General features: G+C 52.8%; 30 protein-coding genes and 1 pseudogene. 1 reads left to right on the top strand and 30 read right to left on the bottom strand.

The annotated features are described in order from the left end of the window. The first annotated feature begins 373 nt into the window (after window positions 1-373). Entirely contained in the window at window positions 374-640 is a 267-nt protein-coding gene (locus ACMWLG_RS01280; RefSeq protein ID WP_045619473.1) for a DinI family protein, read from the top strand. A 118-nt stretch (window positions 641-758) separates the two neighbouring features. On the opposite strand, the gene ACMWLG_RS01275 is transcribed toward ACMWLG_RS01280, so the two are convergent. From ACMWLG_RS01275 to ACMWLG_RS01130, 30 genes and pseudogenes are all read right to left on the bottom strand, one after another. Next, entirely contained in the window at window positions 759-2,069 is a 1,311-nt protein-coding gene (locus tag ACMWLG_RS01275; RefSeq protein WP_045619475.1) for a tail fiber domain-containing protein, read from the bottom strand. Between the two features lie 58 nt (window positions 2,070-2,127). Further along, complete coding sequence (gene cor / locus ACMWLG_RS01270) at window positions 2,128-2,361, bottom strand: phage exclusion lipoprotein Cor (protein ID WP_022648740.1); 234 nt, start codon at window positions 2,359-2,361, stop codon at window positions 2,128-2,130. Between the two features lie 111 nt (window positions 2,362-2,472). Beyond that, the gene (locus tag ACMWLG_RS01265; RefSeq protein ID WP_022648741.1) at window positions 2,473-3,147 is read right to left on the bottom strand and encodes a hypothetical protein; all 675 of its coding nucleotides are present in this window, start codon (window positions 3,145-3,147) and stop codon (window positions 2,473-2,475) included. Next, window positions 3,147-3,449 carry a hypothetical protein gene (locus ACMWLG_RS01260; protein WP_022648742.1) on the bottom strand — a complete coding sequence of 101 codons (303 nt, stop codon included), beginning with the start codon at window positions 3,447-3,449 and terminating at the stop codon, window positions 3,147-3,149. The genes ACMWLG_RS01265 and ACMWLG_RS01260 overlap by 1 nt, the downstream gene beginning before the upstream one ends. Beyond that, entirely contained in the window at window positions 3,449-6,907 is a 3,459-nt protein-coding gene (locus ACMWLG_RS01255) for a host specificity protein J (protein WP_414762938.1), read from the bottom strand. Before ACMWLG_RS01255 ends, ACMWLG_RS01260 begins: the two co-directional genes overlap by 1 nt. Window positions 6,908-6,960: 53 nt before the next feature. After that, on the bottom strand, window positions 6,961-7,548 hold the full coding sequence (locus tag ACMWLG_RS01250; protein WP_001549121.1) for a tail assembly protein: 588 nt from the start codon (window positions 7,546-7,548) through the stop codon (window positions 6,961-6,963). Continuing rightward, complete coding sequence (locus ACMWLG_RS01245; protein ID WP_022648744.1) at window positions 7,548-8,258, bottom strand: C40 family peptidase; 711 nt, start codon at window positions 8,256-8,258, stop codon at window positions 7,548-7,550. The genes ACMWLG_RS01250 and ACMWLG_RS01245 overlap by 1 nt, the downstream gene beginning before the upstream one ends. 2 nt (window positions 8,259-8,260) lie before the next feature. Then, window positions 8,261-9,019 carry a phage minor tail protein L gene (locus tag ACMWLG_RS01240; RefSeq protein ID WP_006809150.1) on the bottom strand — a complete coding sequence of 253 codons (759 nt, stop codon included), beginning with the start codon at window positions 9,017-9,019 and terminating at the stop codon, window positions 8,261-8,263. Continuing rightward, complete coding sequence (locus tag ACMWLG_RS01235) at window positions 9,016-9,354, bottom strand: phage tail protein (RefSeq protein ID WP_022648745.1); 339 nt, start codon at window positions 9,352-9,354, stop codon at window positions 9,016-9,018. Before ACMWLG_RS01235 ends, ACMWLG_RS01240 begins: the two co-directional genes overlap by 4 nt. 2 nt (window positions 9,355-9,356) lie before the next feature. Further along, a complete protein-coding gene (locus tag ACMWLG_RS01230; RefSeq protein ID WP_045619478.1) occupies window positions 9,357-12,848 on the bottom strand; it encodes a phage tail tape measure protein in 3,492 nt (1,163 codons plus the stop codon). A 46-nt stretch (window positions 12,849-12,894) separates the two neighbouring features. Further along, on the bottom strand, window positions 12,895-13,230 hold the full coding sequence (locus tag ACMWLG_RS01225; RefSeq protein ID WP_016240210.1) for a zinc ribbon domain-containing protein: 336 nt from the start codon (window positions 13,228-13,230) through the stop codon (window positions 12,895-12,897). 54 nt (window positions 13,231-13,284) lie between these two features. Next, entirely contained in the window at window positions 13,285-13,563 is a 279-nt protein-coding gene (locus tag ACMWLG_RS01220; protein WP_032624421.1) for a DUF4035 domain-containing protein, read from the bottom strand. A gap of 8 nt (window positions 13,564-13,571) precedes the next feature. After that, entirely contained in the window at window positions 13,572-13,955 is a 384-nt protein-coding gene (locus ACMWLG_RS01215) for a phage tail assembly chaperone (RefSeq protein WP_001549114.1), read from the bottom strand. A 32-nt stretch (window positions 13,956-13,987) separates the two neighbouring features. Then, window positions 13,988-14,407 (bottom strand): annotated as a pseudogene (locus ACMWLG_RS01210) (phage tail tube protein); the annotation flags it as partial. A 59-nt stretch (window positions 14,408-14,466) separates the two neighbouring features. Next, window positions 14,467-14,814 carry a DUF3168 domain-containing protein gene (locus ACMWLG_RS01205; RefSeq protein ID WP_045619482.1) on the bottom strand — a complete coding sequence of 116 codons (348 nt, stop codon included), beginning with the start codon at window positions 14,812-14,814 and terminating at the stop codon, window positions 14,467-14,469. Continuing rightward, on the bottom strand, window positions 14,811-15,260 hold the full coding sequence (locus ACMWLG_RS01200; RefSeq protein WP_045619484.1) for an HK97-gp10 family putative phage morphogenesis protein: 450 nt from the start codon (window positions 15,258-15,260) through the stop codon (window positions 14,811-14,813). The genes ACMWLG_RS01205 and ACMWLG_RS01200 overlap by 4 nt, the downstream gene beginning before the upstream one ends. Further along, window positions 15,257-15,595 carry a phage head closure protein gene (locus ACMWLG_RS01195; RefSeq protein ID WP_045286830.1) on the bottom strand — a complete coding sequence of 113 codons (339 nt, stop codon included), beginning with the start codon at window positions 15,593-15,595 and terminating at the stop codon, window positions 15,257-15,259. The genes ACMWLG_RS01200 and ACMWLG_RS01195 overlap by 4 nt, the downstream gene beginning before the upstream one ends. A 9-nt stretch (window positions 15,596-15,604) precedes the next feature. Continuing rightward, a complete protein-coding gene (locus tag ACMWLG_RS01190) occupies window positions 15,605-15,931 on the bottom strand; it encodes a head-tail connector protein (RefSeq protein ID WP_045286829.1) in 327 nt (108 codons plus the stop codon). After that, on the bottom strand, window positions 15,931-16,167 hold the full coding sequence (locus ACMWLG_RS01185) for a hypothetical protein (protein ID WP_045286828.1): 237 nt from the start codon (window positions 16,165-16,167) through the stop codon (window positions 15,931-15,933). Before ACMWLG_RS01185 ends, ACMWLG_RS01190 begins: the two co-directional genes overlap by 1 nt. 39 nt (window positions 16,168-16,206) lie before the next feature. After that, entirely contained in the window at window positions 16,207-17,418 is a 1,212-nt protein-coding gene (locus ACMWLG_RS01180; RefSeq protein ID WP_045619488.1) for a phage major capsid protein, read from the bottom strand. A 9-nt stretch (window positions 17,419-17,427) separates the two neighbouring features. Then, window positions 17,428-18,276, bottom strand: a complete 849-nt coding sequence (locus ACMWLG_RS01175; RefSeq protein WP_045619490.1) for a head maturation protease, ClpP-related — start codon at window positions 18,274-18,276, stop codon at window positions 17,428-17,430. Between the two features lie 13 nt (window positions 18,277-18,289). Further along, window positions 18,290-19,594 carry a phage portal protein gene (locus tag ACMWLG_RS01170; protein WP_045619491.1) on the bottom strand — a complete coding sequence of 435 codons (1,305 nt, stop codon included), beginning with the start codon at window positions 19,592-19,594 and terminating at the stop codon, window positions 18,290-18,292. Continuing rightward, window positions 19,594-21,330, bottom strand: coding sequence for a terminase large subunit (locus ACMWLG_RS01165; RefSeq protein ID WP_042889604.1), 1,737 nt, complete (start codon window positions 21,328-21,330; stop codon window positions 19,594-19,596). Before ACMWLG_RS01165 ends, ACMWLG_RS01170 begins: the two co-directional genes overlap by 1 nt. Then, complete coding sequence (locus ACMWLG_RS01160; RefSeq protein ID WP_032636952.1) at window positions 21,330-21,803, bottom strand: phage terminase small subunit P27 family; 474 nt, start codon at window positions 21,801-21,803, stop codon at window positions 21,330-21,332. Before ACMWLG_RS01160 ends, ACMWLG_RS01165 begins: the two co-directional genes overlap by 1 nt. A 155-nt stretch (window positions 21,804-21,958) precedes the next feature. Next, window positions 21,959-22,609 carry an HNH endonuclease gene (locus tag ACMWLG_RS01155; protein ID WP_052952341.1) on the bottom strand — a complete coding sequence of 217 codons (651 nt, stop codon included), beginning with the start codon at window positions 22,607-22,609 and terminating at the stop codon, window positions 21,959-21,961. A gap of 14 nt (window positions 22,610-22,623) precedes the next feature. Beyond that, window positions 22,624-22,980 carry an HNH endonuclease gene (locus ACMWLG_RS01150; protein ID WP_045619493.1) on the bottom strand — a complete coding sequence of 119 codons (357 nt, stop codon included), beginning with the start codon at window positions 22,978-22,980 and terminating at the stop codon, window positions 22,624-22,626. Continuing rightward, a complete protein-coding gene (locus ACMWLG_RS01145) occupies window positions 22,980-23,912 on the bottom strand; it encodes a phage tail tip fiber protein (RefSeq protein WP_045619495.1) in 933 nt (310 codons plus the stop codon). Before ACMWLG_RS01145 ends, ACMWLG_RS01150 begins: the two co-directional genes overlap by 1 nt. A gap of 233 nt (window positions 23,913-24,145) precedes the next feature. Then, a complete protein-coding gene (locus tag ACMWLG_RS01140) occupies window positions 24,146-24,607 on the bottom strand; it encodes a lysis protein (RefSeq protein WP_045619497.1) in 462 nt (153 codons plus the stop codon). Further along, entirely contained in the window at window positions 24,604-25,098 is a 495-nt protein-coding gene (locus ACMWLG_RS01135) for a lysozyme (protein WP_045619499.1), read from the bottom strand. Before ACMWLG_RS01135 ends, ACMWLG_RS01140 begins: the two co-directional genes overlap by 4 nt. Then, window positions 25,076-25,300 carry a class II holin family protein gene (locus tag ACMWLG_RS01130; protein WP_023622516.1) on the bottom strand — a complete coding sequence of 75 codons (225 nt, stop codon included), beginning with the start codon at window positions 25,298-25,300 and terminating at the stop codon, window positions 25,076-25,078. The genes ACMWLG_RS01135 and ACMWLG_RS01130 overlap by 23 nt, the downstream gene beginning before the upstream one ends. Window positions 25,301-25,350 lie beyond the last annotated feature (50 nt).

Below are 25,350 nucleotides of genomic sequence, written 5' to 3'. Positions count from 1 at the left end.
CGCAAATCGCGCTATGCAGAATGTTCATCTTTTCAGGGTCAAAACCCTTTTTTGCTACATTTGTATAATATGAACTCATAGTTTTTAAAATCGATAAAGATCGTCCAGGAGCGCTTTAAACAAGGGATGAGAGAGATCGAGATAAAGGTTGATTAACGAACTTTAACGAACTTCACAGACCACTTTTGCCCCATCCATGCCCCACAGATAATTTTAGCCAACCTCAGGCAGCATCGGCCCTACACGCCAAAAAGGCAGCATGCTCACCCGCAGTAAATTTCCCAAAATTTAAAAACAAATGGTTGATGCCTTGACAGACAAAACTGCCAAAGCAAAAATACTGTATATTAAAACAGTAGTTAGCGGAGCACGTATGTTCGTAGAACTGATTTATGACAAGCGTAATGTTGAGGGGCTCGAAGGGGCCAGAGAGATCATACTGGCCGAGCTGACGAAGCGGGTGCACCAGATTTTCCCTGATGCCGAAGTGAAGGTGAAGCCGATGCAGGCAAACGCCTTAAATAGCGATGCCAGCAAAAGCGATCGGGAAAAACTGAACCGCATGCTGGAGGAAATGTTTGAAGAGTCCGATATGTGGCTGGTCTCAGAGTTCCCGACCGTTCGCCAGGTTGGCCTGTAGATATTGTTCGGGTAATATTCCCGACGTTTGCTCGGGCATGAACACTGAGCAATCAGCCGCCGCCCATTCTTGCATACAATGGGAGGCGGCTTCCTCACCTGGTGCCTGCGTAAATTATTTACGAACCTGACTTGCTAAGCTCAGAGGCAGCTTTCACCGCTTTAATAACATCACGAGCCTTGTCCGGATCGTTAAGCGCCAGTTCCACCAGGTTAAATAGTTCTTTGATTGCTTCAGTATGGTACGCGGCAGCCACGCCTGATGTATCGAGAAACTTAAAATTCTCAATCACCGTGCCGTCGCTAAACCTGCGGTCTCCGTATGTTTTGACAGCATCAGGACACCACTTTTCTACATCCTGAGCAATGAGCCCGACACCCCTACCACCATCCTTAATATTATAAGTAACCCCGCGAAGAGAGAGTATGGCAGCAAGAGGTTGCGCTACCGCCTCAATATTCGACTTGTGACGTTCATCAGAACCATTAACCCAGGGTCCTTGCGAAGTAGCAGAACCATCGTAATTGAATGCCCAGTATTTTGTAGTGCCTGGTCCATAATAGTAAATTGTGTAAGCCAGAGTGTCCGTTCCAGACCCTCGAGTAATACCCGCAACCCAGCTATCGCTGTACCATTTGTACTGAAATGCGCCTACATATCCTGTTGTTGGCGTATCTCCATCACCCGAGATTGTAAGTATATTATTGTCCCTACCTGCCCCCTGCTGCACCTTTCCTTTTAAAACGAACCCCTTAGAAAGATCAACATCAAGCCCACCGTTGGCAGAAATAACAGAGTTAGCATCGGCAGCGATTGGCGCGCTTTTCAAATTCAGCTGACCTGTTAGTGTCCCGCCAGTTTTTTGAAGGGCACCAGTGATGCGAGAATCATCGCCAGCAGCTACGGTACCAGTTACCGTCCCAACACTCCTGGTGGCGCTGTTTCCCAAACCGAGGTTTGTGCGACTGCCTTCTGCCGTGGTTGCCCCGGTTCCGCCGTCTTCGACAGCTAGCGCGCCGTTGCTCCCTTTCTGTGCCAGCTTACCGATGCCAGGGATGGTTACGGAGGTGCCGTTGATGGTTACAGTGATGCTCTGATTGGCTGAGGTTGTGGCGAACGTCTCCCACGCGCCAATATTCTCGTCATACTCTTTGATGAGTTGCGACATGGCCTGTGCCAGTCCGTCGACAGAGATATTGTCGGACACCAGGATTCCATACTTCTGGCCACTAAGTGCCGGAGCGGCGGCAGGTGTAACCGTCATTGAGGTGGAACTGTCCACGCTTGAGATCTGGAAAATTTGTACCGGGCTCGACATGACGATAATCGTCTGGCCAGCGCGAACCTGGCTGGCGGGTGCCGTCCAGTTTGTACCCGTCCCGGTGGCGGTATTTCCGTTGATAGCAATGGTGCCAGTGTTATAAAGCATATTTTCTCCAGGCAACAAAAAACCCCGCCGGAGCGAAGTTGTATTCGAATGAGGTGGGTTATTTACAGGTAGTGCCAGTGAATGTATTTGCACCTACCCAGCGCCAGTTAAAGGGATCACCGGCTCGGTACTGCGTCTGGTTATTTTGTTTACGAACACCGTAAATCTGGACGGTATTTTCCTGACCGCCAACGATGGCCGTTCCGCTGCAAATTGGTTCCTGTTTCTCAATTACTCCAGCGCAGCCTGAAAGCATGACAGCGCCAGCCATGCAGATAAGTAGCTTAATCATATTGATGGTATCCAGAGGTATTCATGAACTTAGACAATACCAACATGAAAGAAACGGGTATAATTGATTAGATAGATCAATTATTTGTTATTGATCGCTCAAAACGATCAATCAGTCATAGGCCGCTGTATTTATCGCGGTCAAGGAAATGCCAGTATTCGTTCCCCCTCCCGGAGAACCTGTTCCGGTGGAGGTTCCCCCTGCATTTATCCTCGTATTAGTCCCGTCAAACCTGCAAGCCGAATAAGCATTGATGGTGTAGATGGTCGGAGGCTGGGTGGAGTTATTCACAACGATGGTCTGCCCAAGCTGTGCAGGCGCAACAGCCCATGACCCGCTCAGCGTCTGGTCAATATTAATCCCGCCGCTTGCACCTGGCGTGCCCACTGTTTGAAGATCAGAAAGCACCCTTGATTCGTTCGTCAGAACAAGCTTCCCGGAGGCATCCCAGATAGCAAATCCCCACGCGGGAAGTGTTTGCGGAAAAATTGCAAATACATATGCTGTCAGCGTAAAGCCCTGGTTATAGGGATTTACGCCACTAATATAGACATTTCCTCCTATCCGATATGACATGGCCGGAGTCGGCTGCGCAGTATTAGTCGTTTTTATGAAGACCATTACCGGATAATCGTCAGGAACCGAAAGATATTGCGCCACCTGCTGAGAGCTGCCATTAGCTGAGGAATTGAAGGAGTATTTTCCGTAGAGGCAGAAAGGCGTTGATTGTGGTGTAACAAAGGGATTGCCGTTCTCCATTAATATCATTGCGCCAAAGTCAGACACTATGCTTTCTCCATGAAAACGATCACCTCACACTTAGAGGCCGGGTAATTTCCCAGGCCTACAGAAGAGGCAGCAGTTACAGTTATTGTGTTCCCTGACGCGACAATGCGCCTCCCTACGCTGCTTCCTCCTTCATCAAGTGTGAGCACAAAGCCGACCTTCATTCCTGAGGGCACCGCGAAAGACCAGTTGCCGGAGTTTTGTCCGGCAGCCAGCTGTATACGCCCAACAACTGAAACTGGCTTGATACCGTAGTTGTTGGGTTTACCCGACGCATCCCATGTTTGTATACCCCATGACATCAAAACACCCCTGTAAGTTTGCCGATTTGCACGCGGAGCACGCCATTTGAATCCCTGATACTGTCAGTGACATTGGTGGATTTTCTTGCTCCCTGACCGTCGCTGCCGTAGTTTTCCCAGGTGCCGCCTTTATCAAGTTTCCAGCCTGCCGAGCCAGCCACATAGTTATTCGACTGGATATAGTTACCGATTTTGGCGTTCTCAATGGTACCGTCCTGAATGAAGCTGGCCCTGATGAACGTCTGACCATTCTGGATCACAAATGGCAACGCCACGCTGTTTCCTGCTGCCGTAGTGACGGCAAAACGGTCGGCCAGGAAGATTACCTGCGACTGCATCCCTGATGGCGTATTCTCCACCCCGATCCCCATGCCTGCGGCGTAATACTGGCCATTACTCGTTACCGCAACTTTGATGTTGTACATCGCGCTGAGTTGGCCGTTTACGTTCGCAATTGCCTGGGCGTTCGTTGTTATCGCCGCCGTATTTCCGTTTATGGTCGCAGTGATGGCGTTTATCTGCGTCGCCGTGGTCTGCTGGTAATTCGAAACCGTCTGGCTCAGACTGTTGATGGATGCCGTATTGCCGTTGACGTTCGTCTGCAGGCTCAGCAATGCGCGTGCCGTTGCCTCCCTGTCAGTGACGATCACCTCATCAATGCGGTCCAGCTGCGCGCTGTTACCGGCTACCGATGCCGACAGCGTTTTACGCGTGGCCACCTGAGCGAGATTGGCCTGGATTATCGCAATTGCCGAGTTCTTCACACCTCCCGTCATGCCGTCCATCGACACAGAGATCTCGTCTATCTTCACTTCGGCCTGAGCCAGCCCGTCAGCGTTCTCCTGGATGTCTTTCGCCTGCTGCTCGAGTTCGTCAGCATGGTTTTTGATTTCGTCAGCCATGCCAGCAATTTTTTCGTTGCTGTCCACCGCGTTCTCGATCAGGTCTTTGAACGTATCGGAGTCCTTAATTTCCTCCAGGATCACGTCTGTGATGTCGGAAACATCGATGCTGGCCTGTCCTCGCACCCATTCGGTATAACCTGATTCGTTGCCGGTTCGGTCCACCAGCTGCGCGCGATACCAGAAAATCTGCCCAGCCTTAAGGCCCATCTGCTGATATTTGCGCTGCGGGTAAGGCACATCGGCCAGCAGCATCGCATCGTCTTCAGAACCGGTCAGGCTGTACTGAATTTCCGTCTTCAGCGTGTCGTCGGTATTCGCCGGGAATCCCCAGTTTAGCTCGATGCCGAAAACCACATTTTCAGAAGCGATGAAGCCAACCGGCTTCGGTGGATTGCCCACTTTACCCGTAAGATTTACTTCTGGTGATGTCGCCCACACTGATGAAACGTCGCTGGCGTTCACCGCCCTGACGCGGACCAGATAGCGACCCGAGTAGATACCCTGCACTTCAAAGCCGAGAGAAGACGTTCGGGGCACACTAATCCAGTTGCCGCTGTCACGCCGCCATTCCGCCTCGTACGCAACTGCACCCTGAACAGCATCCCAGGCAACGCGCATGGTGGTAATCGCAATGTTCTGGTTAACCGTAGAGTAACTGTCTACGACGATATTTCCTGGGGGAGCCTGAACCCCTGGCGGAATGACACTGACTGGCCGCTCGTCCAGTCTTGCGCCGGTATCAACAGCGGAATAGATATCAGGGTTGTAAGTCGTCCCGGTGACCTCGAAAGTACCGTCGTTGTTGTCCCGCGTTCCCGTAACACGGAAAAGCGCTATAAACAGATCGTCAGAGTCCACACCCCAGTTACATTCAGCCTCCGGCGTTTCGCTGTAGGGTGTGATGACAGTGACTGTGTTTCCGTTAACGGCCTGGACGGTTCTGGCCTGAGCTGTGCCTGACGGAAGATTCAAAAACAGCCTGTTACCGGCTTTCACATCAGCAGCGCGATCGAGGGTTATGTTGCGGCCGTTAACCGCACTCACCCTGCCGCCGATAGTTCTTCCGGCCAGCTCGTTAGCAGCCACGCCGATCACCTCACCAACAGGGGGGACGTCCATGCCTGTGCTGAAGGTCACCACCTCGCCGATACCGTTGGTAAGCAGCGCCCAGCGCCCCCGCCGGTTTGCCTCTGACTGCCTGGTGCAGCCGATCGCAGTCATTTCGAGCTGACGATAATCGAAGCGCATGGCCAGATCGCTATCGTAAACAGGCTCAGGCGTATCTTTGTAGTGGTTGGCAGGGTCTGACCAGTTCACCAGCGCGGCAGTGTTTCGGGTGGTTTCACTCGGGTCCGCAAAGGTAAATTTACCCTCAACTACGCTGGCGTGGTTATAGATATGCCACACATCGCGGGGCATATCAGCCAGGACATACATCTTATTGTCACCCCAGTACGTCATGCCGCGAAATATACCCGCCAGATCACGAAGTACGGTCCAGGCGTCATTACGGTCCTGGATATAAACGTTGCAACGAAAACGCGGCTCCGTCCCGCTGCCGCCCTTGCCGTCTGGTACCAGCTGATCGCAATACTGGGCGATGCGATAAAGTTCCCACTTGTCTATCTGAGTCGCATCGATTCTTTGCCCCAGCCCGAAACGCTCGTTCAGAATGATGTCGTAATAAATCCAGGCGGGGTTATCCGTCCATGCCCATTTAAACACACCTTCCCATGTACCAGAGTAAGTGCGGGTTTCAGGATCGTAGGTATCAGGTACACGGATGATTCTCCCCTTCGGATTGCACACAACCTGAGGAATGCCATTAGGGAACTGCTTTGCGTCAAACTCTACATACAGCAGCGCTGTGTTAACGTAGCGAAGTTTGGCGTCAATAATTTCAGTTACAGCTACAACGCGCATGGTGTCCACGATATTCACGCTCGTGGAATCCGGCGTGATTCTGCGAACCCGTAACTGCCAGCCAGTCGAGGATTTTGGAAGGTTAACGCGGTGACTGCGCTCATAAAGCGACGTGGTTTTGTCATCAACAGCACCGTTAACCACCGTTTCATACGGCCCGCCATCGACCGACAGATCGATAGCATACTCGACGCGGGTGCCGACTTTATCACCGTTGTTTTTCTGGAGTAAAAGAGTTGGCCATCCCAGGCGAATTCGCAGCGCAGAGAGCTGCGTGTTGGATACCGCGCGCACGTACGGCACAGCCTGTTTCAGCTCGTATGAAACCTGAAGTTCGTTTTCAATGCCGGGGAAGCCCTGAATGTAGTCCTGGTCCTGAGTACCGGAACGGAACTCATATTTCACATTATTGAAGTTATAACTTCCGTCGGCGTTCTGAAGAGGCGTGTACGAAGATGAGTCACCAAGAAAAATGTTTTTACCATCAAGCCCGCCAGCGAACTCACCCTCTCCAAGCGCAATCAGCACCTTTGCCCTTGCAATGGACTGAATGCTGTCCGGTGCTTCAACGGGTGTTCGGGTCTGATTGCTGCCACCTTTACCGCGGCCTTTGATGATCGTCGTCGTCATATCGCGTCCATAAAAGAAGCCACCGTCAGGTGGCTTGAAATGGGTAGTTTGGTTTATTGCTGATCTTCTGCATAAATCCCGGCTGAGATAATCGCACCGCCTATTTCCCTCTGTCCGTAAAGCAAAGGAACGGGGTTACCGGATGCCGTAGTATTGACGGGTCCGCCAAACGCATAGGAAGGCTTATTATCTGGGTCCTGTCGCATCCTCAGACCAGCAACCTGAGGGGAAAGCATTTGCACTACACCACCCACAGCCATAGAACCAGCTGCGGCATATAGCGCCATTTGTGTACCTGCTGCCCATCCTATTGGGTTCCACCAGGTAAAAGCCGCAATTGCGGCGGCAGTAACAATTTGAAAGAGGCCAGCCCTTTTACTGCCGCGTATTACAGGGATAATGCGAAGTTCATCGCCAGGTCCAAGAAGATCAAACTCTTCCTTTCCTATGTTTATTTGGTTTCGGAAGATGACAAAGTCCAGCCCCTTCGCTCTGGTCTCACGCAGGTAGGCATCAAATCCATCAATTGTGTTAGATAGCGCCCTGAATACCTCACTGGCAGACGTTAACGCGCGGCGGTGGGTCCTGCCAAATCGCTGAGCCATTGAACCACTGAGTTTAATGACGGTTTTTCTTTCCATTACATCAAATCCTTATAGCGCAGAATTTTGATGGTACGGTCACGATAATAGCCACCGTATGGAATGCGCTGACTTAGCTGGCCATACATGTGGTGAAGGAGCACATTACCCTCAAGCAAAATACCCGCGTGGTTTGGGACTGCGGACTGTACCTGCATGATCACCATGTCACCTGGCTGGGAAGGCCCGTCGAACTCCCTGAATCCACACTCATACCAGTTGTCCATGTAGAGGTTTTCGCCCTGCTCCCACCAGTGGCGATCTACGCTGTAGTTGGGCAGTTCAATGCCGTGCTCGATGCGGAAATAGTCCATGATGAGAGACCAGCAGTCTGCATACCCGAGTACAAACTGGCGCCCTGTGAGGGGACGGTCTCCGCGAGGCATGACGGTGCGAATGTCGCCCTCCGGCCACGATGCAATAATCCACGGCAGTTCCGTGGCATCACACATCAGCATGTCGAGCTCGCTCGGTTGGGTTGTTGCACCGTCGCCGGGGTGACTGTGGACGATCGCCACCACAGTGCCCTGCTCTTCGGCGGCCGCATAATCCTCAGGATTGAGTTCGAATTGCTCAGTCGGCGACTCAGCATTATTTTTGCAGGGGATGTACTTCTCCACCCGCCCCTTCTGGATAACCACGCCACAGCACTCTTCAGGGAAGGATGCGGCGGCATGTGCCAGAATGGCGCTAACTGTTTTGTCGCGCATAATTATCCTCTCAGAAGTGAAGCCCCAGGAAACCCGCCATAATCCAGCTGTTCATTCTCTCCGAAGCGAGGTTTACAGCCTGTTGACAGCAGTCCGGAGCAAACATCCTGTGAAGGATCGTCCACCCGGTTGCCGTCTTTATCGAACCAGCCGTTTTGCCCGGCGTAGGTGCAGCCGTTCCCCGTTTTGTACCAGCCCCGCATGCACCACGTGCACATTGGCTGAATTTGCCGGGTCGGAATGAGTTGCCCGCGCAAATCGGCTGGACTGGAAAGCTCAAACTCTACGGTTTCATCGTCTGATCCTGATTTACGGTCGATGTAATAAACCTGTTTGCGCTCCTCGTTGGGATTCGCAGTTGGGTTCCCGTCAGGAAAATTTCTTGCGTCCAGGTAGTGGGCGAAAGTGTCATGGATGATCACCTTTGCCTTAGCCATCCCCTGAAACCTTCGGCACAGCGCGCCAATCGTGCCACTGATGTTTGCCACGGTGAGAGACGGCCGTGAACTCTGGCCGTCACTGCTTACAGATATGCCGGTCAGTTCATACGGCCACGCGCCATACTCCTGCCCCTGCCACCACACCGACTTCGGCTCAAGTTTTGACTCGTCGCCGCCTGCGGCGATGATTTCCGCCTCGGTATGCGGGATTGTCTCGTTGTGAAAGCGAAGAATACCCGCACCGAACGCTGAGCCGTCCACCTCGATCAGGCGGACGCGCTTACCCGGTTCCAGTTTCTGGACATCAGATGAAATGCTCATGGATGGTATGCCTGTATGAATGTGCTGCTGAGGGTGTATTTCTTGTTGCCGTGGGTAGATATCTGGAAGGATTCCGCGCGCCATAAGCCTGAGGGCTCAAGCGGCGGCTTCCAGATAAATGACTTCCACCCTGCATGTCTGTTGAGAAAGTTTTTAATGGCCTGAATGTAAGCCTCGTCGCCGGTAAAGCTCACGCTCCACTGAGGTGTTACCGGGTTGATGCCGTCCCCGGCCACCTGTGTATAGCCATCACCAAACTGCGCCTTTCGGGTACGAAAACTTGTATCAACCTGAGAGGCAACCTTTGGGCACCAGCTGAAGGTTTCGACTGCCATGGTTAAACTCCCTTGATTAATCGCCACAGAGGCGAGCCCGGCATGCTGGCCTGTTCGTTAATGACACCAGTGATGGCATCCTTAAGCTGCCTGCCTGCTGCTCCGGCAGTACCCTGACTGGACGCCTGTGGAGATCCGCCCTGAATATTGATATCGCCGAAGTTAACTGAAGGCACACCGCCAGAGACCTGCGGCATCCCCACTGCGCGAACGGCAAGATCACCATTAGGTGCCCGCGTGAGGGGCATGATTGCTTCAGGACCTGCCTCGCCGAAAATCCCTGCGCCTTTAGCAAAAGCAAACAGTTGAGGTGTCTGAAAAACGCCATTGCTGTAAGCGCTCAGGGACGGAGAGTCGTAAACATTACCCTTTGCATTAAAGGTAAAGTTCGCGCCAGCATTCTGAATAGCGGTACCGCTGCTGGCGGTTGCGGCTGACGAGGCACCAAAACTGAACAGTGATCCAATTGAGCTGACGCCATTAGCAACAGCCATGTTCACCAGAACGTTCTGGATAATCTTCAGTACGCTCACGCCCCAGTCCTTCCAGCTGTCAACGTTGCCATTGAGCATGTCGGTGATCGTGGTGACCGCGCCACCCATGGCCTGCTTCATGCCGTCAGCGGCCATGGAAGAATAATCAGTAGCTTCGTCCACCCAGTTCGCATAACCCTCAGACAGTCCCGTCATCCAGTCGTCACGCTGCGCATCAGAAGCTGCGTAATATCCCTCCTGGTCGCGCAGGCGCTCTTCGAGGTAGCGCTTATTAAGTGCCAGCCCCTGCTGATAGAACGTCTCGTCGATTTCACCAGCCTGACGCTGGCGGAGAAGATCGGTATTCTTCTGCTCAAACTCCTTACGCAGATTGAACTGCTCCTGAAGTCTTTCACGGAACCTGGTTCCCTGCCCGTATCCCAGCAGTTGCGCTTCATTGGCTGCGCGGGCGCTGGCGTTACTGTCGGCAAGGTTGGCTTCGTAATTTCGCAGTTGCTCACGTAATTTAACCTGGTCAATCAGCGCAGCATTCTGCAATACCGTCTTTTTCTGGGCTTCTGTCAGAGAAGCAAGTTCGCCCTGGCTGACCTGGTATTTAACCTTCGCCAGTTCAGTATTCTGGCCTTGCAGGGCAATCTGCTCTTTTTGCTGCTTGATAAGGCGCTTATATACATCCTCGGTTTTCTCGCCTTCGGTTTTACCGCCCTTCGCCTTAGGTTTGTTGGCCTCATTATTCCGCCATTCAGCAAGACCGTTATTAATCAACTCCTGACGGCCTGTCTGGAATTGCGGATCACTGGTTAACCCCAGGTCATCGGCTGCATAACTCAGACGCAGGCGCTCTTTGGCCTCACCCTTCAGGCGTGACAACTCCAGATCCCGGCGGCTCTTTTCGAGGGCATCGGTTTGCTTTTTGTCGAGATCGGCCTGCGGAAGTCTGAGCGGGACGTTAGCCAGCCCCTGACGCGCCATAAGGAGTTGGTTACCCAGTCCGAGTAATCGATTAAGTTCATCGTGCTGCCCATTCATCAACAGAAGTGATTGATAAGCCCGGTTCTGATTCGCTGCCTCCTCCCGAATTAGCGTCACACGCCGATGCTCAAGACCTTCAAGAACCTGTTGGATAGAGGCAGATTTCTCCTGCATCTGGGCAAGCCTTTCCTGCTCAACAGATAACTGTTCAGTGGCTGTAGCCAGTCCACGGGTCACGGTATCCAAAGATGTCATGTGGTTAATCATGAAACCACCGCTGGTCGTTGGACCGGGATTACTGATCACTGACTGATAACCAGCTATCTGCTCTTTCAGATTTTCTATCTTGCTCTTTTGTTCATCTATCAGCCTGTTCTGCTCATTCAATGCTGCGCGCGTTTTCTCAGCATTGTCTGAAGCTTCAGGTAAAGACATTGCCTTCGACTTTTTACTGACTTCATCAATCGTGGTGGCGTATTCCTGCGCCGAACGCCGAGCCTGCTCCTGATTCTGATACATCGCATACCAGGCTCCTGCTCCCAGCATCACCAGACCCGGCACGCCGCCAATCAGGCCAAGCGCACCACTCATCAGGCGAGTGCCGACAGATGTTACGCTATTGATATTGCTTTGAGTCGAAACACGATTTGAGATGTTACGGTTTAAAGCAGCCTGAGCGGCAGCCAGACGCCTTTCAGCGACAGCCTGAGCGTCGGCATTTTTAGCTGCTACCAGCCCTGCCTGCGCGCGTTCAAGTGCTGTTCTGGCTCGCACCTTTTCCGTAGCTGTACCACTGGCAAGAGCGGTAGTCAGTCTGGTATGGGCCGCAGTGACTTTTGCTTCAGCCGCCGCGACCTTTTCTTGCTGAGCCGCCTGAACATCTGCACTTCTTGAACTCTGTACTGCTTGCTGAGCCCGATAAACTTCAGCCCTGGAAGCCGCAACAGCAGACTGCGCCGCTTTATCCTGCGCGACTGCAAGGGCAACCTCTGATTTCGCAGCTGAAATTAGCGCACCTGTTGCACTCGTGGCACTGGTTACAACTCCGCTTAGGTAGCGTGCCAGTCCCACGCCAACAAGCGCCCCAGCGACTGTTGTAATTGTTGACATATTGTCAGCAACGTCACTTAGTGCGCCGCTTACTGCCGAAGAGGTAAATGAATCAAGCGTTTGGGCAACTCCGTCTAGGCCACCAGATAGCGCATCGGTAGCACCTGTAGCCTGGTTGACACCTCCAACCCATGCCATGAACGAGTTTGTGACTTTTTGCAGGGATCCGGAAACTGTTTGCGGCATGCTGGCAAACTCACCCTGTAATGAGCCCAACTGGCTCATTAATGCAGGAACAACCTTATCAATCGTAAGTTGCCCCTGGTCAGCCATGCTCTTCAGGTCTTTGCGGGCCACGCCCATTCCGGCGGCAAGTGCGCGGATAACACGATCACCTGCTTCGTTAACGGCGTTGAATTCTTCACCGCGAAGAACGCCCTGCGCCAGAGCCTGGCTGAATTGAGTGATAACAGAACTCGCTTCCTGAGTATTAGCCCCCGAAAGTTTAAGGCCGGTAGAAACAGCTTCGGTAATTTTCAGAACTTCGTCAGAGCTATACCCAAACTCACGCATTGAAGCAGCTGCGCGTGAAAAAAGGTTTGCGTTGTCTGAAAACGCGGTGCCAGTTCTTTGGCTGATTTCCATTAACTGGCGCTGAGAGGCAGCAAAATCATCAGCTGAAGATGATGCCTGCTTAAGACGGGCGTTTACTGAATTCCACTCATCAGCAATCTGCACGAGCTTACCAGTCGCAAAAGCGGCCGTAGCAGCAGCAGCGGCTCTTCCTGCCGATGCAAACCCAGCGGTCAGATCAGATAACGCCCTTTCGCTCTCTCGGGCGGCAGCGGCAGCCTGACGGCCACCATTTTGCATGGTGCGGTAATAATCCTGCCCCATACGTGAAGCGCGGGAAATTTCCGTCTGGAATGATTGCGAGTTAGCGGAAATTTTGATTATTAACTCACGTAAAGTTGCCATTTAGTCTAACTCCAGACGTAAAAAAACCGCCGAAGCGGTTTTATTTTTATTGTTTCCAGACCTTTTGCCTGGCTTCTTCGAGGTATTCTTCATCAGTCTTAACCGGTGGGGAATCGACTGCTAAATCACTACCACAGTGCTTACATTTAATAGCTTCGCTTTTGATTAACTCTGCACAGAATGGGCACTTCTTCATACCATCGTTTTCAATTAAGTCTTTTTCTTCTGCCGCAACATCCTTCTTTATTACCAAAGAATGTACAAAAGCAATTATAAATAGCAGAGCACCATACACCCACCATGCAAAGAAAGATCTTCCTTTGCTTTGAGCAATTAAGGCTGGAATTAAGCCTATAACAATTGAAACTAGTAAAATTTCCATTTTGGTTCCCCAGCATTATCAGTCTAAGAATCCTAATATTATCTGGGTCAAAAGTCACTGCGTCGCGGCAGTAAGTGCAGCCTCAAGCCCTGCAAACGGGTCATTCGGTTCTGATTGCTCCTCACCACCCCAGCGCAGGATCGCATCGTCCAGCGGTACTTTTGCCCCCTGCGAACCGTAGATGGCAGAGACGATCTGGGCGGCCTGAATGTCACCGCGAATATCGCCAACCGGACTTTGCCTGTCGTACTCAATCCACATCAGAAGCTCGCTTGCCGTCATATTCTGCCGAAGCTCTGAGAGCGTGCGCCCCATCCGGAGCGCAAGCGACATCAGAAACTTTACGCCGGGGGTTGAGACTTTTCCCGCGCTTCGTCCGCGTTGTTGATCAGGTCAAGCGCCTGTTTGAGCAGGCGTGAATGGACGGGTCCGTAGATTTCACGCACCTGCTCTTCTTCGTCTACGCTGAATACCGGTTGCTTATCGGTGTCACACAGAACGTCAATGAAGAGCACCACGTCAGCGCAAAGATTACGGTGTGCCTTTTCCGATACCGACACATTTTCATCATCAGCACCCGCTTTCACCACTTCCTGCCAGCGCAGCCAGGCTTCACCAGACGGCTCACGCAGAACCACTTTGACGCCTTCCCACTCAGGAACGGCGACCGTCTTATGACGAAAACCCGACATCTTAGCCAGGGCGAGATTTTTAATATTCTTCATGCGACCTCTCAGGAGCCAGACTCGATGTTTTCAGGCTTACCTTTCAGGCGCAGGGAGAACGTTGCCGCCACTACGCCGTTGGTACCGGAAGACCAGGTGTGCTGGCGGATTTCAGCCATGAACTTAAAGCCCTTGCCGGACGGGAAGATGACCTGGAAAGCGTAGGTCGTATCGTTGTCATACGCATCACGCAAGGCGTCCTGCGCCGGATTCTTGTAGAAGTTGCCGGACAGAGAGATTTCTGACGGAGAAGGCAGGCCGTTGATGTTCTCCTGCTCGGTAGAGCAAAGTGTTGTTACGTCGATATCCTGCTTCTGACCACCGGTGAACTGAATTTCTTTGATGGTGCAACTCAGATCGAGGAAGGTTGCGGAATCCATCGTTTCTTTGGTGGCTGGCAGGGAGGAAATAAGGATCTTCGTCAGCTGCGATTTTTCATAAAGTGCAGACATAGCTGTCTCCTGGAAAAAGAAAACCCGCCATTAAGCGGGTTCGTTGGGTGAATTAATTGTCAGGGGGTAACTTTAAAATCCAGGGTGGCACGGTAGAGCCGATAATCTGGCTCGTAACCGGGGATTTTTACCACCTCTGTAGGGTTTAAGGGCTTAAGCGAAGCGAGCGCCAAATCTCTCAGGGTGCGTGATTCAGTGATCGTAGTGGAATACACATCTACCTGAATGGAAACCCTGCTCTCTGCCTGGCCGCACAGCACGTCAGCGGAAACATCATCGACGATGGAAAAAATAATCCAGGGTGGCGAGACAGACGGTTTTCCGTCACTACCTAATGGCGCAACGTAGGGATATACCCGCCCTTCTGCCAGGGAAGAAAGCAAAGCGTAGATATTATCTTCATTCACTTGCTCAGTACCTCATCAATAGCCTGATTCATCCTGGCAATGGCGACGCTGGCGGCCTCTTCCTCGCGCGTATCGTAAGCGGGTCGCACAAAAGGATGCGCAGGCATGTTCGCAGTGCCAAGATCCACAAAGCGCCAGTAAAAGGCGTTTCTCGGGTTATTCGCCTTCATCGTGTTATCGCTGTTCCCGGTGCGCGGGTTAACACCACGAATATGGACGCCGGAAGAAATTTCGCCTCGGCGACGGCTTTTTTGGGTCACCACCACCACGTTTTTTTTCAGTTTCCCAGTACGCACCGGAGCGCGGGCGATCACTTCTTCCTTAAGCACTTCGGCGCCAGCGCGCGTGGCATCACGCAGAACCTTGTTGTTTTCAGCGCGGCTAAGCGCCTCCAGATCCTTTGCGATGTCATTCAGCCCGGAAAAATCGAGGCTCGTCTCAATCATTTTTCGGTACCCTGTTTGCAAAGAATTTCGAGCTGAACACCGCGAGAGTCAGGGATTGGCGGACCAATGATATTCAAAATGGCCCCCTTGAACGCGCCAGTCATAACCCTGAGTCTGGACGCAGCAGTTATATCGCTACGAAATCGTGTCCATACCCTGATAGTGGCGACTGCGGTTTCAGCACCAGCGGCTACCAGCTCGCGGCCACTAATGCCCTTTACTTCTGCCCAGGTTTCTGCGCCGTCATGCCATGCTTCAACAGGCTGGCCAGAAGGATCTCTGGATGTTGTGAGGTTCTGAACCACCACCCTGTCTCTCAGTCTTCCGGCCTGCATAAAGTCCTCCTATACCCCGTAAATTCGGTATGGCTGCAGCAAGGCTTCAACTGCAAACGGGACCTCTGCAACAGTCTGACCGACGGAAACTGATTCTCTGTTGGCATACCAGTGACCTATCAGCAATAACATGGCCGCTTTAACATCATCATTCAGTAGAATCGGGTCCGGGTCATCTGCGTAGCCAGGGGAGCTCTGGTTTTCATAGAGCGTTCGCCTTGTCCATGTCTGGACGTAACGCGCCGCCGCACCGGTGTATAAAGTCAGCAGGGCATCGTCTCCGGAAAAATCGGTATCAATGCGGCAGTGCTGTTTCACCACATCAAGGTCGACCATTATTTTTTCGCCTTCTTGTCCGCTTTTACTTCCGGCTGTTCCTGCTGCTGTTCCTGCTGCTGTTCCTGCTGCTGTTCCTGCTGCTGTTCCTGCTCTGCAGGATTTTCTGATTCATCGAGCATCGCATAGCCTTTTTTGATGAGCTCGCGACCGTGCTGTTCCAGAGTTTCCAGCGGAAGCCCCTCAGTAACGACGGTACCGCCGAAATAAATCGGTTTAAGTGCAATCAGTTTCATTTTCCCACCTGTAAAAGCGGCCCGAAGGCCGCTATTTCATCAGCTACCAGCGCCAGTGCGGAATGCACCGTATACAAATGCCTCAGGGCGTTTGACGGCCAGCGCCAGACGTTCCTCGCAACGGATGGTGATCATGTTTTTCTCGAAGTCGTCGGCGTTCTCCGTGGAGATCACCACGTTCGCATCTTCGCGGTCGAAGATTTGCGCGCCAGCGTTGAATGCACCGGTCAGGAATTTACCCTGGAAGGCTGCCGCTTCCGTTGCAACAACCGGCAGACCCCACAGAGTCGGGCCAGTCAGTGCCGCCGGGTTAGCCAGGATGTAACGGCCCAGGCTGTCTTTTGTCAGCTCGATCCGCGCCCAGTCAATGAAGTGAAGAACGTGACCGGATGCAGGGAAGCGCGCCAGCTGCGCCTGCAACATTGCCAGACGCAGATCATCAATCCCGCTCTGCTGTTCGACAGTGAACGCTGGATTAAACGCCGACGCCTGAGGAACGATGCCATGCAGATGAACGCCGGTACCATCACCGAAGAGAATTTCCTGCTCTTCTGCATACTTCAGCCCGTAGCGCATTTCGGCATCAACGGTGGACTGCAGCTGTGCGAAGTCATCAAGGATCTGCTTAGATGCTTTGAACAGGTGGGCGATGGTGCTGACGCCAGTGATTTTCGGCGTGAACTCAATTTCGCTGTATGGTTTCTGCGTATTTTCAGGAACCACTTTCGCGTTGTTGGTAAAGCCCGTCTGCTGCACCCAGAAAATAGCCGGGGAAGAAGTGCGACCAGGCGCAATCAGATCGCGGATAAACAGACGCTGCTTCGGCGCCGTATCAATACCCGGCAGGCGCTGAGGCTCCACAACACCATCAGTAACATCCGCAGAAGTCAAAGCAGCCTTCACAGGGATGCTGATACGTTTGCCACCTTCAATACCTGCAGCAAAGGTTTTCAGCGCTTCAGCAGAGATCACCTGCTGGCCGATTGATTCCACAACATGCTTCGCGTTTGCCAGCGGCATCTGGGCAACATGTTGCTCCAGTTCGCCCATCGCTGCCTTCAGCGTTTTTTCTGCCTCACGCAGGGCGTTGAACTCAGAAGCCATTTTATCGACGGCTGCCTTTGTTTCTTCTGACAGCTTGCCAGACTTCTGCGATTCTTTGACGGCTTCTTCTGCTTTCGCGTTGAACTTGCCGGTTGCTTCTTCAATGCTGGCAGTGACTTTTTTCAGAATATCGTTTACTTCAGACATAAAGGGTCCTTATTTGACTAACGCCGCCAGGGCGCTTTCAAGTGAATTGATGGTTTCAGGTTTGATGTCTTCGGCAGCGCCCGGCGTACCGTCGTTGGTGGTGACAGCGCCAGGCATGCCACCGGATAAGGCTTTAATGAGTTTTCTGCGCTCAGAGCGCGGGGTGTTGGTCTTGGCCAGCAATGCATCAAGTTTGCGAAGCGCGGCTGCAGGCGATTCGTCGCCGTCGCTGACCGCATCAGCAGAAAGCAGGCTATCTGCCAGTCCCTTCGCCACAGCATCACTGCCACCGATATAGCTTTCCGCGTCCATCAGCTTCTGCACGGCGGCCATATCAAGGCCGGAGCGCGCCGCGTAGATATCAGCCATAGCGGTATCGAAGGGTTCCAGTGACTGTGCCAGTTCAGCAAAATCATGGCGGTTACCCATCGCGTAGACCCAGCAGTTGTGGATCATCAGGAAGGCACCACGACCGATCTGAATATCATCCCCGGCCATCGCAATGACCGAGGCGGCGCTGGCGGCAATACCGAGCACCTTCACCGTCACACGGCCTTCGTATTCACGCAGAAGGTTGTAGATTGCCAGGCCTTCGAACATGTCACCGCCAGGGGAGTTAATATTGACCGTGACGTCGGCGCCATTCATCGCCCGAAGCGCACCGGCAATACGTTTAGCTGTTACCCCTTCGCCCCAATAGTCCTGCCCGATAACATCGAAAACAGAAATGCTGTTATCGTCGGTGGACGCCGCTTTGATCCCGCCGTCCCAGCGGTCCAGTGCGGACGGTAATGTTTCACAGGTAACGCGCGCGCAGGGGCGACCCGCCGGTGCTACCGGAAGTTGTTTTTTGCTCATCAGGAAATTGCTCCTAAGCGGCCTGTTTCAGCGGAGATTGTTCAAAGGAAATATCGGGGAATACGTGGTTATGCAGCTCTCGCAGGGCAAGTGCCTGAACTGCAGGGTTACTGCTTTCGAGATTTTTAAGTTGCGTCAGGTTGAGCTGAACGGTGTAAATGTCGCCACCTTCAATCGGCGGCATGTTCTCAAGACGACGAACGTCATTACGGGACATCCAGCCATTTTGAAGCGCGCTGGTATAGTATGCAGCACGACCTGCGCTGTCGGCGCGCAGCAGTCCTTCAACGGAGAATTCCGCGAACACGTCATCATCGCTGTCGAGTAAGCACCGGCCAATTTCCTGCTCAATATTTACCAGCAGCGGTCGAAGGGTATGAGTCAGAAACTGCAGGTTCATCCCCTCAAGGCTGGATGCCCAGCTACTTTGTTTCGTGGTGTGACCAACCATGAAAGGCGGAACGCGAAACCAGCGGCAGATCTCCTCAATGCTAAATGCGCGGCTTTCGAGCATCTGAGCATCTTCCGGGTTCATGGTCACGCCCTGATATTTCAGGCCGCCTTCAAGAACCATAATTTTTCCGGCGTTTTTGGAGCCGGTGAATGATGCCATATAGCCACGAAGTCTTTCACGTTGGTCGTCTGTCAGCGCATTCTCAGCGGAGAGAAAACCTGAACTCTGAAGCCCCTGTTCAAATATCTTCGCAGCAGACTCCTCAACCGCCATTGCAGAACCGATCACATCCCGGCCTGTTTTCATCGGCATCATGCCGCAAACGCCATCCAGACCGAACCCGCGAATGTGCATGATGTTTTTGACGGGAATGACGCGCTCGTTACCGTTTTCAGTGTATTTGTATTCCAGCGCCCCGGTCACGAGACGTTTAACCACCATGTTCTGCGGCAGTAAAGGCACCAGCGAAACCAGGCGGTTTGCGATGAATTTCTTCCCAATGAAGGCGTTCCCGCGCAGGCAAATACTGGCGACCACCATCAACATAAAGCGTGATGGTGTCATTTCTGAATTGGGGCGGCGGCACAGTATCGAATAGGCCGGATGATCGGTTGCCGCTTTGCGCGAACCGTCAGGCTGTCGAACGTATATTTTCAGCGGAAGGGTTGAAATAGACTCGCTTAACAGTCTTACGCATGCCCACACAGCCGATAGCTGGATGGCTTTATCGGCCGTGACCACCTTTCCGCTGCTGCTGGTGCCAAACCATTCCTCCCAGAACGTGCCGGTAGTCAGGCTGATAGGCACACCAAGCCAGTTAAGCAGAGCGCTTTTCACCCTGCCTGGCTGTTTGTTTTTTTTCATCAGAAACCTACCATGATGGGATTATTGAAGAATCCGGAGAGATCCTGCTGGTCGTTACCACCGTTAACCAGAACGCGGCTCATTGCTGTGAACAATGCCGCCGGGCCATCAATCTTGGCCTCTGGTGTGGACTTGTTCGGGAAAATGTTCTCGTTCCGGTCAGGTTTGACGGTTACGTTGGACATCATCCAGTTCATTACCGGGTGATCGCTGTGATGGAAGCGGCCACCGTATACCAGTGCTTCGACCTCTTTCATCGCCTCAGAGAAATTGCGAACCGTCTGCGGTACTTCCACCAGCGGCAGCCCTTCTTCTGCCAGCGCAAGGCTGAACTGCGTCGCACTCCACGGGTCGAAGCCAATTTCTTTCAGACTCTCGCCAGCAACCCACACCTGCAGCTCTTCTTTAATCTGAGCATGGTCGATTACATCCCCGTCGGTAAGGATCAGCTTGTCCATCTCGGCCCACTTACGATAGAGCTCTGCCATCTGGCGTGAACATTTCTCAAGGCGTCCTTCGGGCAGCCAGAATTTAAAATCCGCATGAACGTGGCCACCTGGCGCGCGCCAGACTTTAGCGGCTGCACAGATATCAATTTTGTTTGAAAGGTCAACGCCTACCCAGGAGGGATAGGTTTTAAGTTCGTGCTGCGGGGCGATAAACTCGCATTTTTCCCATTTCATCATGTCCATCCAGGCAGACTCAGCTGTTACCCAGATATTCATGTGTTTGGTGAAAAAGTTAATCCTGGCCGAAACCTGCTCTTTCGCCTTTTTAGCCAGGCGGCGCAGGTCATCCCAGCGCTTACAGATACCCAGCCCCGGATTCGCCTTCTGCCAGACTTTTTCATCAAAGGGATCGTCACCTTCATCTAAGGTGTAGATGATGGCAAAAAACGTATCGTCTTTTACCAGTCCACGCAGCACCTTGATGGCGTAATCACGCAGTTCGTAGCAGATACCCTCTTTGTTGAAGCCCGCTGTGGTAATGCCGAAAAGCAACGACTGCAGGCGCGCGCCGGTTGCCGTCTCCAGAACGTCCCATACATCACGGGTTTTATGTGCATGCAGCTCGTCGACGATGGCGCAGTGGATGTTCAGGCCGTCGAGGTTGTTCGCATCTGATGATAAAGGCTCGAATTTGGAGGCCGTTTGCTCCTGGTAGATAGCGAGCTTGTTGAATTCGAAGATCCGCCCAAGAGTGGCTTTCGCCTTCTTGACCATATTTTTCGCGTCTTCAAAAACAATTCGCGCCTGGTCACGGGTGGTTGCAGCGGAATAAACCTCCGCACCACCCTCGCCGTCAGCGCCAGCCATATAGAGCCCAACGCCGGAGCAAAGTGTTGATTTGGCATTTTTACGGGCCACCTCAACATCTGCTGTACGGAAACGCCGAACCATCACCGGCCGACCGCTGCCGTCGTTACGCAGAACGGTTTCCCCCGTCTCTTCGTTAACCAGCGGGATAACAAAACCAAAAATATTAATCAGGATGAAAACATGCCAGTCCATCAGCTCAATAGGCTGGCCTGCCAGCGCGCCCTTTACGTGAGGAACAAAATTATAGAAATTCAGAATGTGCTGCGCGCGTGGCTCACTGAAGAAAATACCGCGCTCTTCGCCGTGTGCCAGATCGTCAAGAAAACGCTGGCAGGCAAGGCGCACATACTCACAGGCAATTATTTCCCCCGCCACCACCCTCTCGGCGTAGCGGATGCCTTCTGCAACCTTAGCCATTAATCCCTCGCTTTCATAAACTCGGCCAGCGGGTCAACCGCATCAGGACCTTTTGCATTCACTTTCGAGCGGCTGGCTGGTGTCATCCCGAACTCTCCGAGCATGGCGCGAAGGCGTTTCCAGGCATCAGCTTTCATGATGGCTGCCGGGTGAGCTTTGATCATCACATCCCCGCTCTGTGTTTCGGTCCGGTAGGTGTACCCCTCAATTTCAAGCGTGTCGCAGTGGTGCCGGTATTCGGTATAAGCCTCAACCAGCAGCTCAAGGGCTCTGGCGTCCAGTTGAGACATCACACCGATAGCATCGAGCTCGTCGGCCATCCGTTTAAACCAGTACTTCCCCTGCTTGTCGAAATGCTTCGGCGTTGGGGGTACCCCTGCAGCTGGCTTAGGTTCGTTTTCATTAATCGGGCGTTTTGATGGGTTACCCCTCACCAAACGTAGATGGGTCGGGGTTTTCGGTGGTCCAGACATAATCGAAAACTCCTATTAATCATCGAGTGGGGGACCCCTAAAAAAAGTTTTCTAACCTGCGGCGATGTGAAAAGAGGTTAGGCGGCGGTCCTTTAGGGTGATTTCCCTGAGGTTTTTACCCGCCCTCCCCCAGACCGCGCAAATGAGAGCAGATATCATTTAACCGACTCATGCACGATTTTCGCCAGTTTCCGGCTCGGGGGACCACTGTTACCAATGCGAGGGCTGAACACCATACTGATGTCCCAGCCTGCCTTCAGTCGATACTCAATGGAGTTTCTCGAAATACCCAGGTAATCCGCCCATTCGTTAAGACACATCGTCTTGCCGTGAGCGGTATATCTGCGGTCGGAGTTCTCTCGCATTGTCTTTCTCATCTTGTCTACGCCTCGCTTCTGATTGCACACAGGGCAACTTGGCACAAGATTGTCAGGCTCGTTATTGGTCTTACAGTCATCGAGGTGGTCGATGTGAAGGGTGTCCCAGCCAACGGTTTTTGCACACCAGTGACAACGGAACGGTCCAGCCCCATGTTTGTCGTAATAGACTTTCCGGTGCTCGTAAACACGAGGACTCCCACATGCCAAAGGATGATCGGGCGCATACACCAGCAGATATCCGCCAGTGTGCTCCAGCTTGCCATCCTTTCTTGTGCTGAGCTTCTCTGTCGTTCCATGACGCCGGACGCGCATGTAATGCTTTTCACAGTAGTGGCTGTTACGGGATCGTACCGATAATTCGCATCCATCCACAATGCAGGCAGCATGGGCGTGCGGAAGCCCTGAACCATATTTCGATTCAGTCATCTTCACCTCGTTACTTAATTTCTGTTCAGGCGTTCGCGTGCTGTCTTGGCTTTATGGCAGCCGCGGCAAATTGATTCCAGATTAGAGAGATCGTCAGTACCGCCGTGAGCTTTCGGCTTGATGTGGTCCACCGTCTCAGCGGGTGTATACCTTCCATTTCGCAGGCATTCCTGACAAAGGTGTTTATCTCTGTCGAGAACGATTTGGCGCAGCCTGTCCCACTTACTGCCATAACCTCGCTGATGCCTGCTCTGCCCTCGCTGATGCTGCTGCCAGCCTTCATTGCGGTGATGTTCGCAATATCCAGAGCGGTCGGTTGTAGTCCCGGAGCAGCCACGCTTACGACAGGCGCGGGGGATGGCCGCTGGCATTAGCACTTACCATAGAGCAGACCGCCAGGCTTCAGTGCGTTGCGAATAGCATTGCTCACTGCGTCATTCACTGCCTGTTGCAGGCCGGCGGTTGACGCTGCCTTGGCAGCTATCGCAGTCTGAAGGGATGTGAACAGATCGCTTTCACGTACAGCCTTGAGAACCAGTTCTTGCATCTCGTCGGTTAGTCGCGCCTTGGTGGCTGTGCCTGTCGCTGAAGCAATTGAACTGATTGGTTCAGCGGTGGCATTATTGCCATCAGCGGGATTAGCTCCATCATGACTAATTGCCCCAGGGAAACCACCAAAAGCCAGACCACCATTGAAGGCCGTCTCTTCATTATTGCTGGCTGATTGAGCGGCTTCATGGACCTTAAAGCGATCAGCCTTAAACGTTGCCTGCTGCTTTCCTTCTTCAACTCCGAGGGTCATGCCAGCTTCGTGCGGCTTGCCTTTGCCGGCGACGTTTAATTTAACGATGTAGCTCTTAGACAATACGGCATCGTCGATCTTCGCATCGGTAACGAACACCTCGCCGTTATTAATAATCAGCACCCCGCTCTTTTCGAAAGACCAGCCATCTTTCAGGACTTTGAATGCATCGCTGTTACGGATCTCTTCGTCCAGCGCCTCAATAATCTCTTCGGTATCGACAGAAGAAACCCCTTCGATCCAGTCACCGGCTCGCCAATCTCGTGCTGAGCCATCTTCTGCAATTGGACGCAGGCGCACCTGCAATCTCTCACCAGCTTTGAGGCCGGAAATAAGGCATACGGTAGCTGGCCAGAAGATGCGTTCTTTCATAAGTCGGCCATCTTCATGAAGGCATTGCAGTTCTAGCACCGCGCAGCCACCCGGCCATTTCCATTCGACGTCCACACCAAAAGGTTTGGGAGTGGTTTTTACGTAAGGGACGATTGAAGGTTCTGACATTTTAATTTTCCTTTTAGACGTGAGCCTGTCGCACGGCAAAGCCGCCGAAAGTTAACGGTTTGCCCAGGCTCACAGCTGAAAGACTTTCTTTGATGTGCGCGTGCGATGCGCATTAAAAAGCCCCGCTATTGCGAGGCTTGGTTATTCATGTGGTAACGGATGCATGACCCCGGCATTGCAGTGTGGAATGCGTAGGCGGTCTTTCGCCATACGAATACATGCTCACCTCCGTATTATTTCAGGCACTGAGTCCGAACGTATTCCTGCAGGCCGGTCAGTTGCTTTGTGACGGCGGCGATCCCGTCTCTGAGACGCCAATAATTGAGTTCAGCATCTGCTGTAAGTCGAGGGCTTGAACCATCAACCAGGCCGGAGGATCCGGTGGTTTCGTCTTTGGAGCAGGTGGCGGCGATTTGCAGCCGACGCTTACCAGCGACAACATCAGCACGAAGCCTGTTATTCTCAGCATTCGCATCTGCTAATTCCTTCGTGTATTTGGCATCCAGTGCAGCGACATCACGCTGGCGGGTCTGCATATCTTTGATGGTGGCGTTAGCCAGGCGGAGGTTCTTGGTGGCTTTGTCGCGCTGGTCTTTGTAGGTGATGGCGTTATCGCGGTAATGGTTAATCGCCCAGGCCATGGAGACCAGCAGGCAGATAACGACAGCGCAGATGATTGCTGTTAATCGGCTCATTTCTGGCCCCACTCGCATACTTCACGCTCAATCTCACGACGGGTGATCAGCCCCTTCCACTGCTTACCACCGGCATACGTCCAGCGCTGCAGTTCTTTGCATGCCCCCGGCACATCACCAGCGTTCAACTTCTTCAGCAGCGTGGAACTGGCGAAGGCACCAGAGCCCACGTTATAGGTGAAGGAGTAAAGCGCGGCGCGGGTTGGATCAGGGATGCGAACCTTGATCAGCGGGTCGATGGCGTTTGCCACCTTTCGCAGATCTGCCTTAAGCAGGTTGTCGCACTCTTTGTCGGTGTAGCGGTGACCGCGGCGAATGTCCGCTCCGGTGTGCCCATCGCAAACAGTCCAGACGCCGACCACATCCTGATAGGCGTAATAACGCCGACCTTCGAGTCCATCCGCATTGCCCAGCATTACTGCAGCAATAGTGATTGCCCCTGATCCGCCAACGATGGCACCCACCAGCTTATTCCTCAACGTTGGGTTCATCTCGGCTCCTGCTGCGGCGGTTGTCTTCGCGGATCTTGAAATAGAGATTTGTCAGATACGTCAGTACGGCAATGATGATACCCACCAGCACGCCGATAGCGTTCCACTGCTCGGGGCTGTAGGCATTAAGCATGCCGTTTAGGATGCTCCCGGCTGAAGCGCCATAGGCAGCACCAGTGGTTATTTTTTCCATGCGATACATGCTCTCACCTCGCGTAGTTAGCGGGTGCTGTGTTTGTTTGAAAAGGGTCA

This window comes from Enterobacter sp. 01-M-02-SI-ECC (genome assembly GCF_047530595.1).
In the GTDB taxonomy this organism is placed as follows: domain Bacteria; phylum Pseudomonadota; class Gammaproteobacteria; order Enterobacterales; family Enterobacteriaceae; genus Enterobacter; species Enterobacter cloacae_M.
This window is presented reverse-complemented; position numbering and strand designations above follow the sequence as displayed.

Bases quoted from the DNA above. Each gene is read 5' to 3' on its own strand.
- ACMWLG_RS01280 (WP_045619473.1), top strand. From the start codon at position 374: ATGTTCGTAGAACTGATTTATGACAAGCGTAATGTTGAGGGGCTCGAA.
- ACMWLG_RS01275 (WP_045619475.1), bottom strand. From the start codon at position 2,069: ATGCTTTATAACACTGGCACCATTGCTATCAACGGAAATACCGCCACC.
- cor (WP_022648740.1), bottom strand. From the start codon at position 2,361: ATGATTAAGCTACTTATCTGCATGGCTGGCGCTGTCATGCTTTCAGGC.
- ACMWLG_RS01260 (WP_022648742.1), bottom strand. From the start codon at position 3,449: ATGTCATGGGGTATACAAACATGGGATGCGTCGGGTAAACCCAACAAC.
- ACMWLG_RS01255 (WP_414762938.1), bottom strand. From the start codon at position 6,907: ATGACGACGACGATCATCAAAGGCCGCGGTAAAGGTGGCAGCAATCAG.
- ACMWLG_RS01250 (WP_001549121.1), bottom strand. From the start codon at position 7,548: ATGGAAAGAAAAACCGTCATTAAACTCAGTGGTTCAATGGCTCAGCGA.
- ACMWLG_RS01245 (WP_022648744.1), bottom strand. From the start codon at position 8,258: ATGCGCGACAAAACAGTTAGCGCCATTCTGGCACATGCCGCCGCATCC.
- ACMWLG_RS01240 (WP_006809150.1), bottom strand. From the start codon at position 9,019: ATGAGCATTTCATCTGATGTCCAGAAACTGGAACCGGGTAAGCGCGTC.
- ACMWLG_RS01235 (WP_022648745.1), bottom strand. From the start codon at position 9,354: ATGGCAGTCGAAACCTTCAGCTGGTGCCCAAAGGTTGCCTCTCAGGTT.
- ACMWLG_RS01230 (WP_045619478.1), bottom strand. From the start codon at position 12,848: ATGGCAACTTTACGTGAGTTAATAATCAAAATTTCCGCTAACTCGCAA.
- ACMWLG_RS01225 (WP_016240210.1), bottom strand. From the start codon at position 13,230: ATGGAAATTTTACTAGTTTCAATTGTTATAGGCTTAATTCCAGCCTTA.
- ACMWLG_RS01220 (WP_032624421.1), bottom strand. From the start codon at position 13,563: ATGTCGCTTGCGCTCCGGATGGGGCGCACGCTCTCAGAGCTTCGGCAG.
- ACMWLG_RS01215 (WP_001549114.1), bottom strand. From the start codon at position 13,955: ATGAAGAATATTAAAAATCTCGCCCTGGCTAAGATGTCGGGTTTTCGT.
- ACMWLG_RS01200 (WP_045619484.1), bottom strand. From the start codon at position 15,260: ATGATTGAGACGAGCCTCGATTTTTCCGGGCTGAATGACATCGCAAAG.
- ACMWLG_RS01195 (WP_045286830.1), bottom strand. From the start codon at position 15,595: ATGCAGGCCGGAAGACTGAGAGACAGGGTGGTGGTTCAGAACCTCACA.
- ACMWLG_RS01190 (WP_045286829.1), bottom strand. From the start codon at position 15,931: ATGGTCGACCTTGATGTGGTGAAACAGCACTGCCGCATTGATACCGAT.
- ACMWLG_RS01185 (WP_045286828.1), bottom strand. From the start codon at position 16,167: ATGAAACTGATTGCACTTAAACCGATTTATTTCGGCGGTACCGTCGTT.
- ACMWLG_RS01180 (WP_045619488.1), bottom strand. From the start codon at position 17,418: ATGTCTGAAGTAAACGATATTCTGAAAAAAGTCACTGCCAGCATTGAA.
- ACMWLG_RS01175 (WP_045619490.1), bottom strand. From the start codon at position 18,276: ATGAGCAAAAAACAACTTCCGGTAGCACCGGCGGGTCGCCCCTGCGCG.
- ACMWLG_RS01170 (WP_045619491.1), bottom strand. From the start codon at position 19,594: ATGAAAAAAAACAAACAGCCAGGCAGGGTGAAAAGCGCTCTGCTTAAC.
- ACMWLG_RS01165 (WP_042889604.1), bottom strand. From the start codon at position 21,330: ATGGCTAAGGTTGCAGAAGGCATCCGCTACGCCGAGAGGGTGGTGGCG.
- ACMWLG_RS01160 (WP_032636952.1), bottom strand. From the start codon at position 21,803: ATGTCTGGACCACCGAAAACCCCGACCCATCTACGTTTGGTGAGGGGT.
- ACMWLG_RS01155 (WP_052952341.1), bottom strand. From the start codon at position 22,609: ATGACTGAATCGAAATATGGTTCAGGGCTTCCGCACGCCCATGCTGCC.
- ACMWLG_RS01150 (WP_045619493.1), bottom strand. From the start codon at position 22,980: ATGCCAGCGGCCATCCCCCGCGCCTGTCGTAAGCGTGGCTGCTCCGGG.
- ACMWLG_RS01145 (WP_045619495.1), bottom strand. From the start codon at position 23,912: ATGTCAGAACCTTCAATCGTCCCTTACGTAAAAACCACTCCCAAACCT.
- ACMWLG_RS01140 (WP_045619497.1), bottom strand. From the start codon at position 24,607: ATGAGCCGATTAACAGCAATCATCTGCGCTGTCGTTATCTGCCTGCTG.
- ACMWLG_RS01135 (WP_045619499.1), bottom strand. From the start codon at position 25,098: ATGAACCCAACGTTGAGGAATAAGCTGGTGGGTGCCATCGTTGGCGGA.
- ACMWLG_RS01130 (WP_023622516.1), bottom strand. From the start codon at position 25,300: ATGTATCGCATGGAAAAAATAACCACTGGTGCTGCCTATGGCGCTTCA.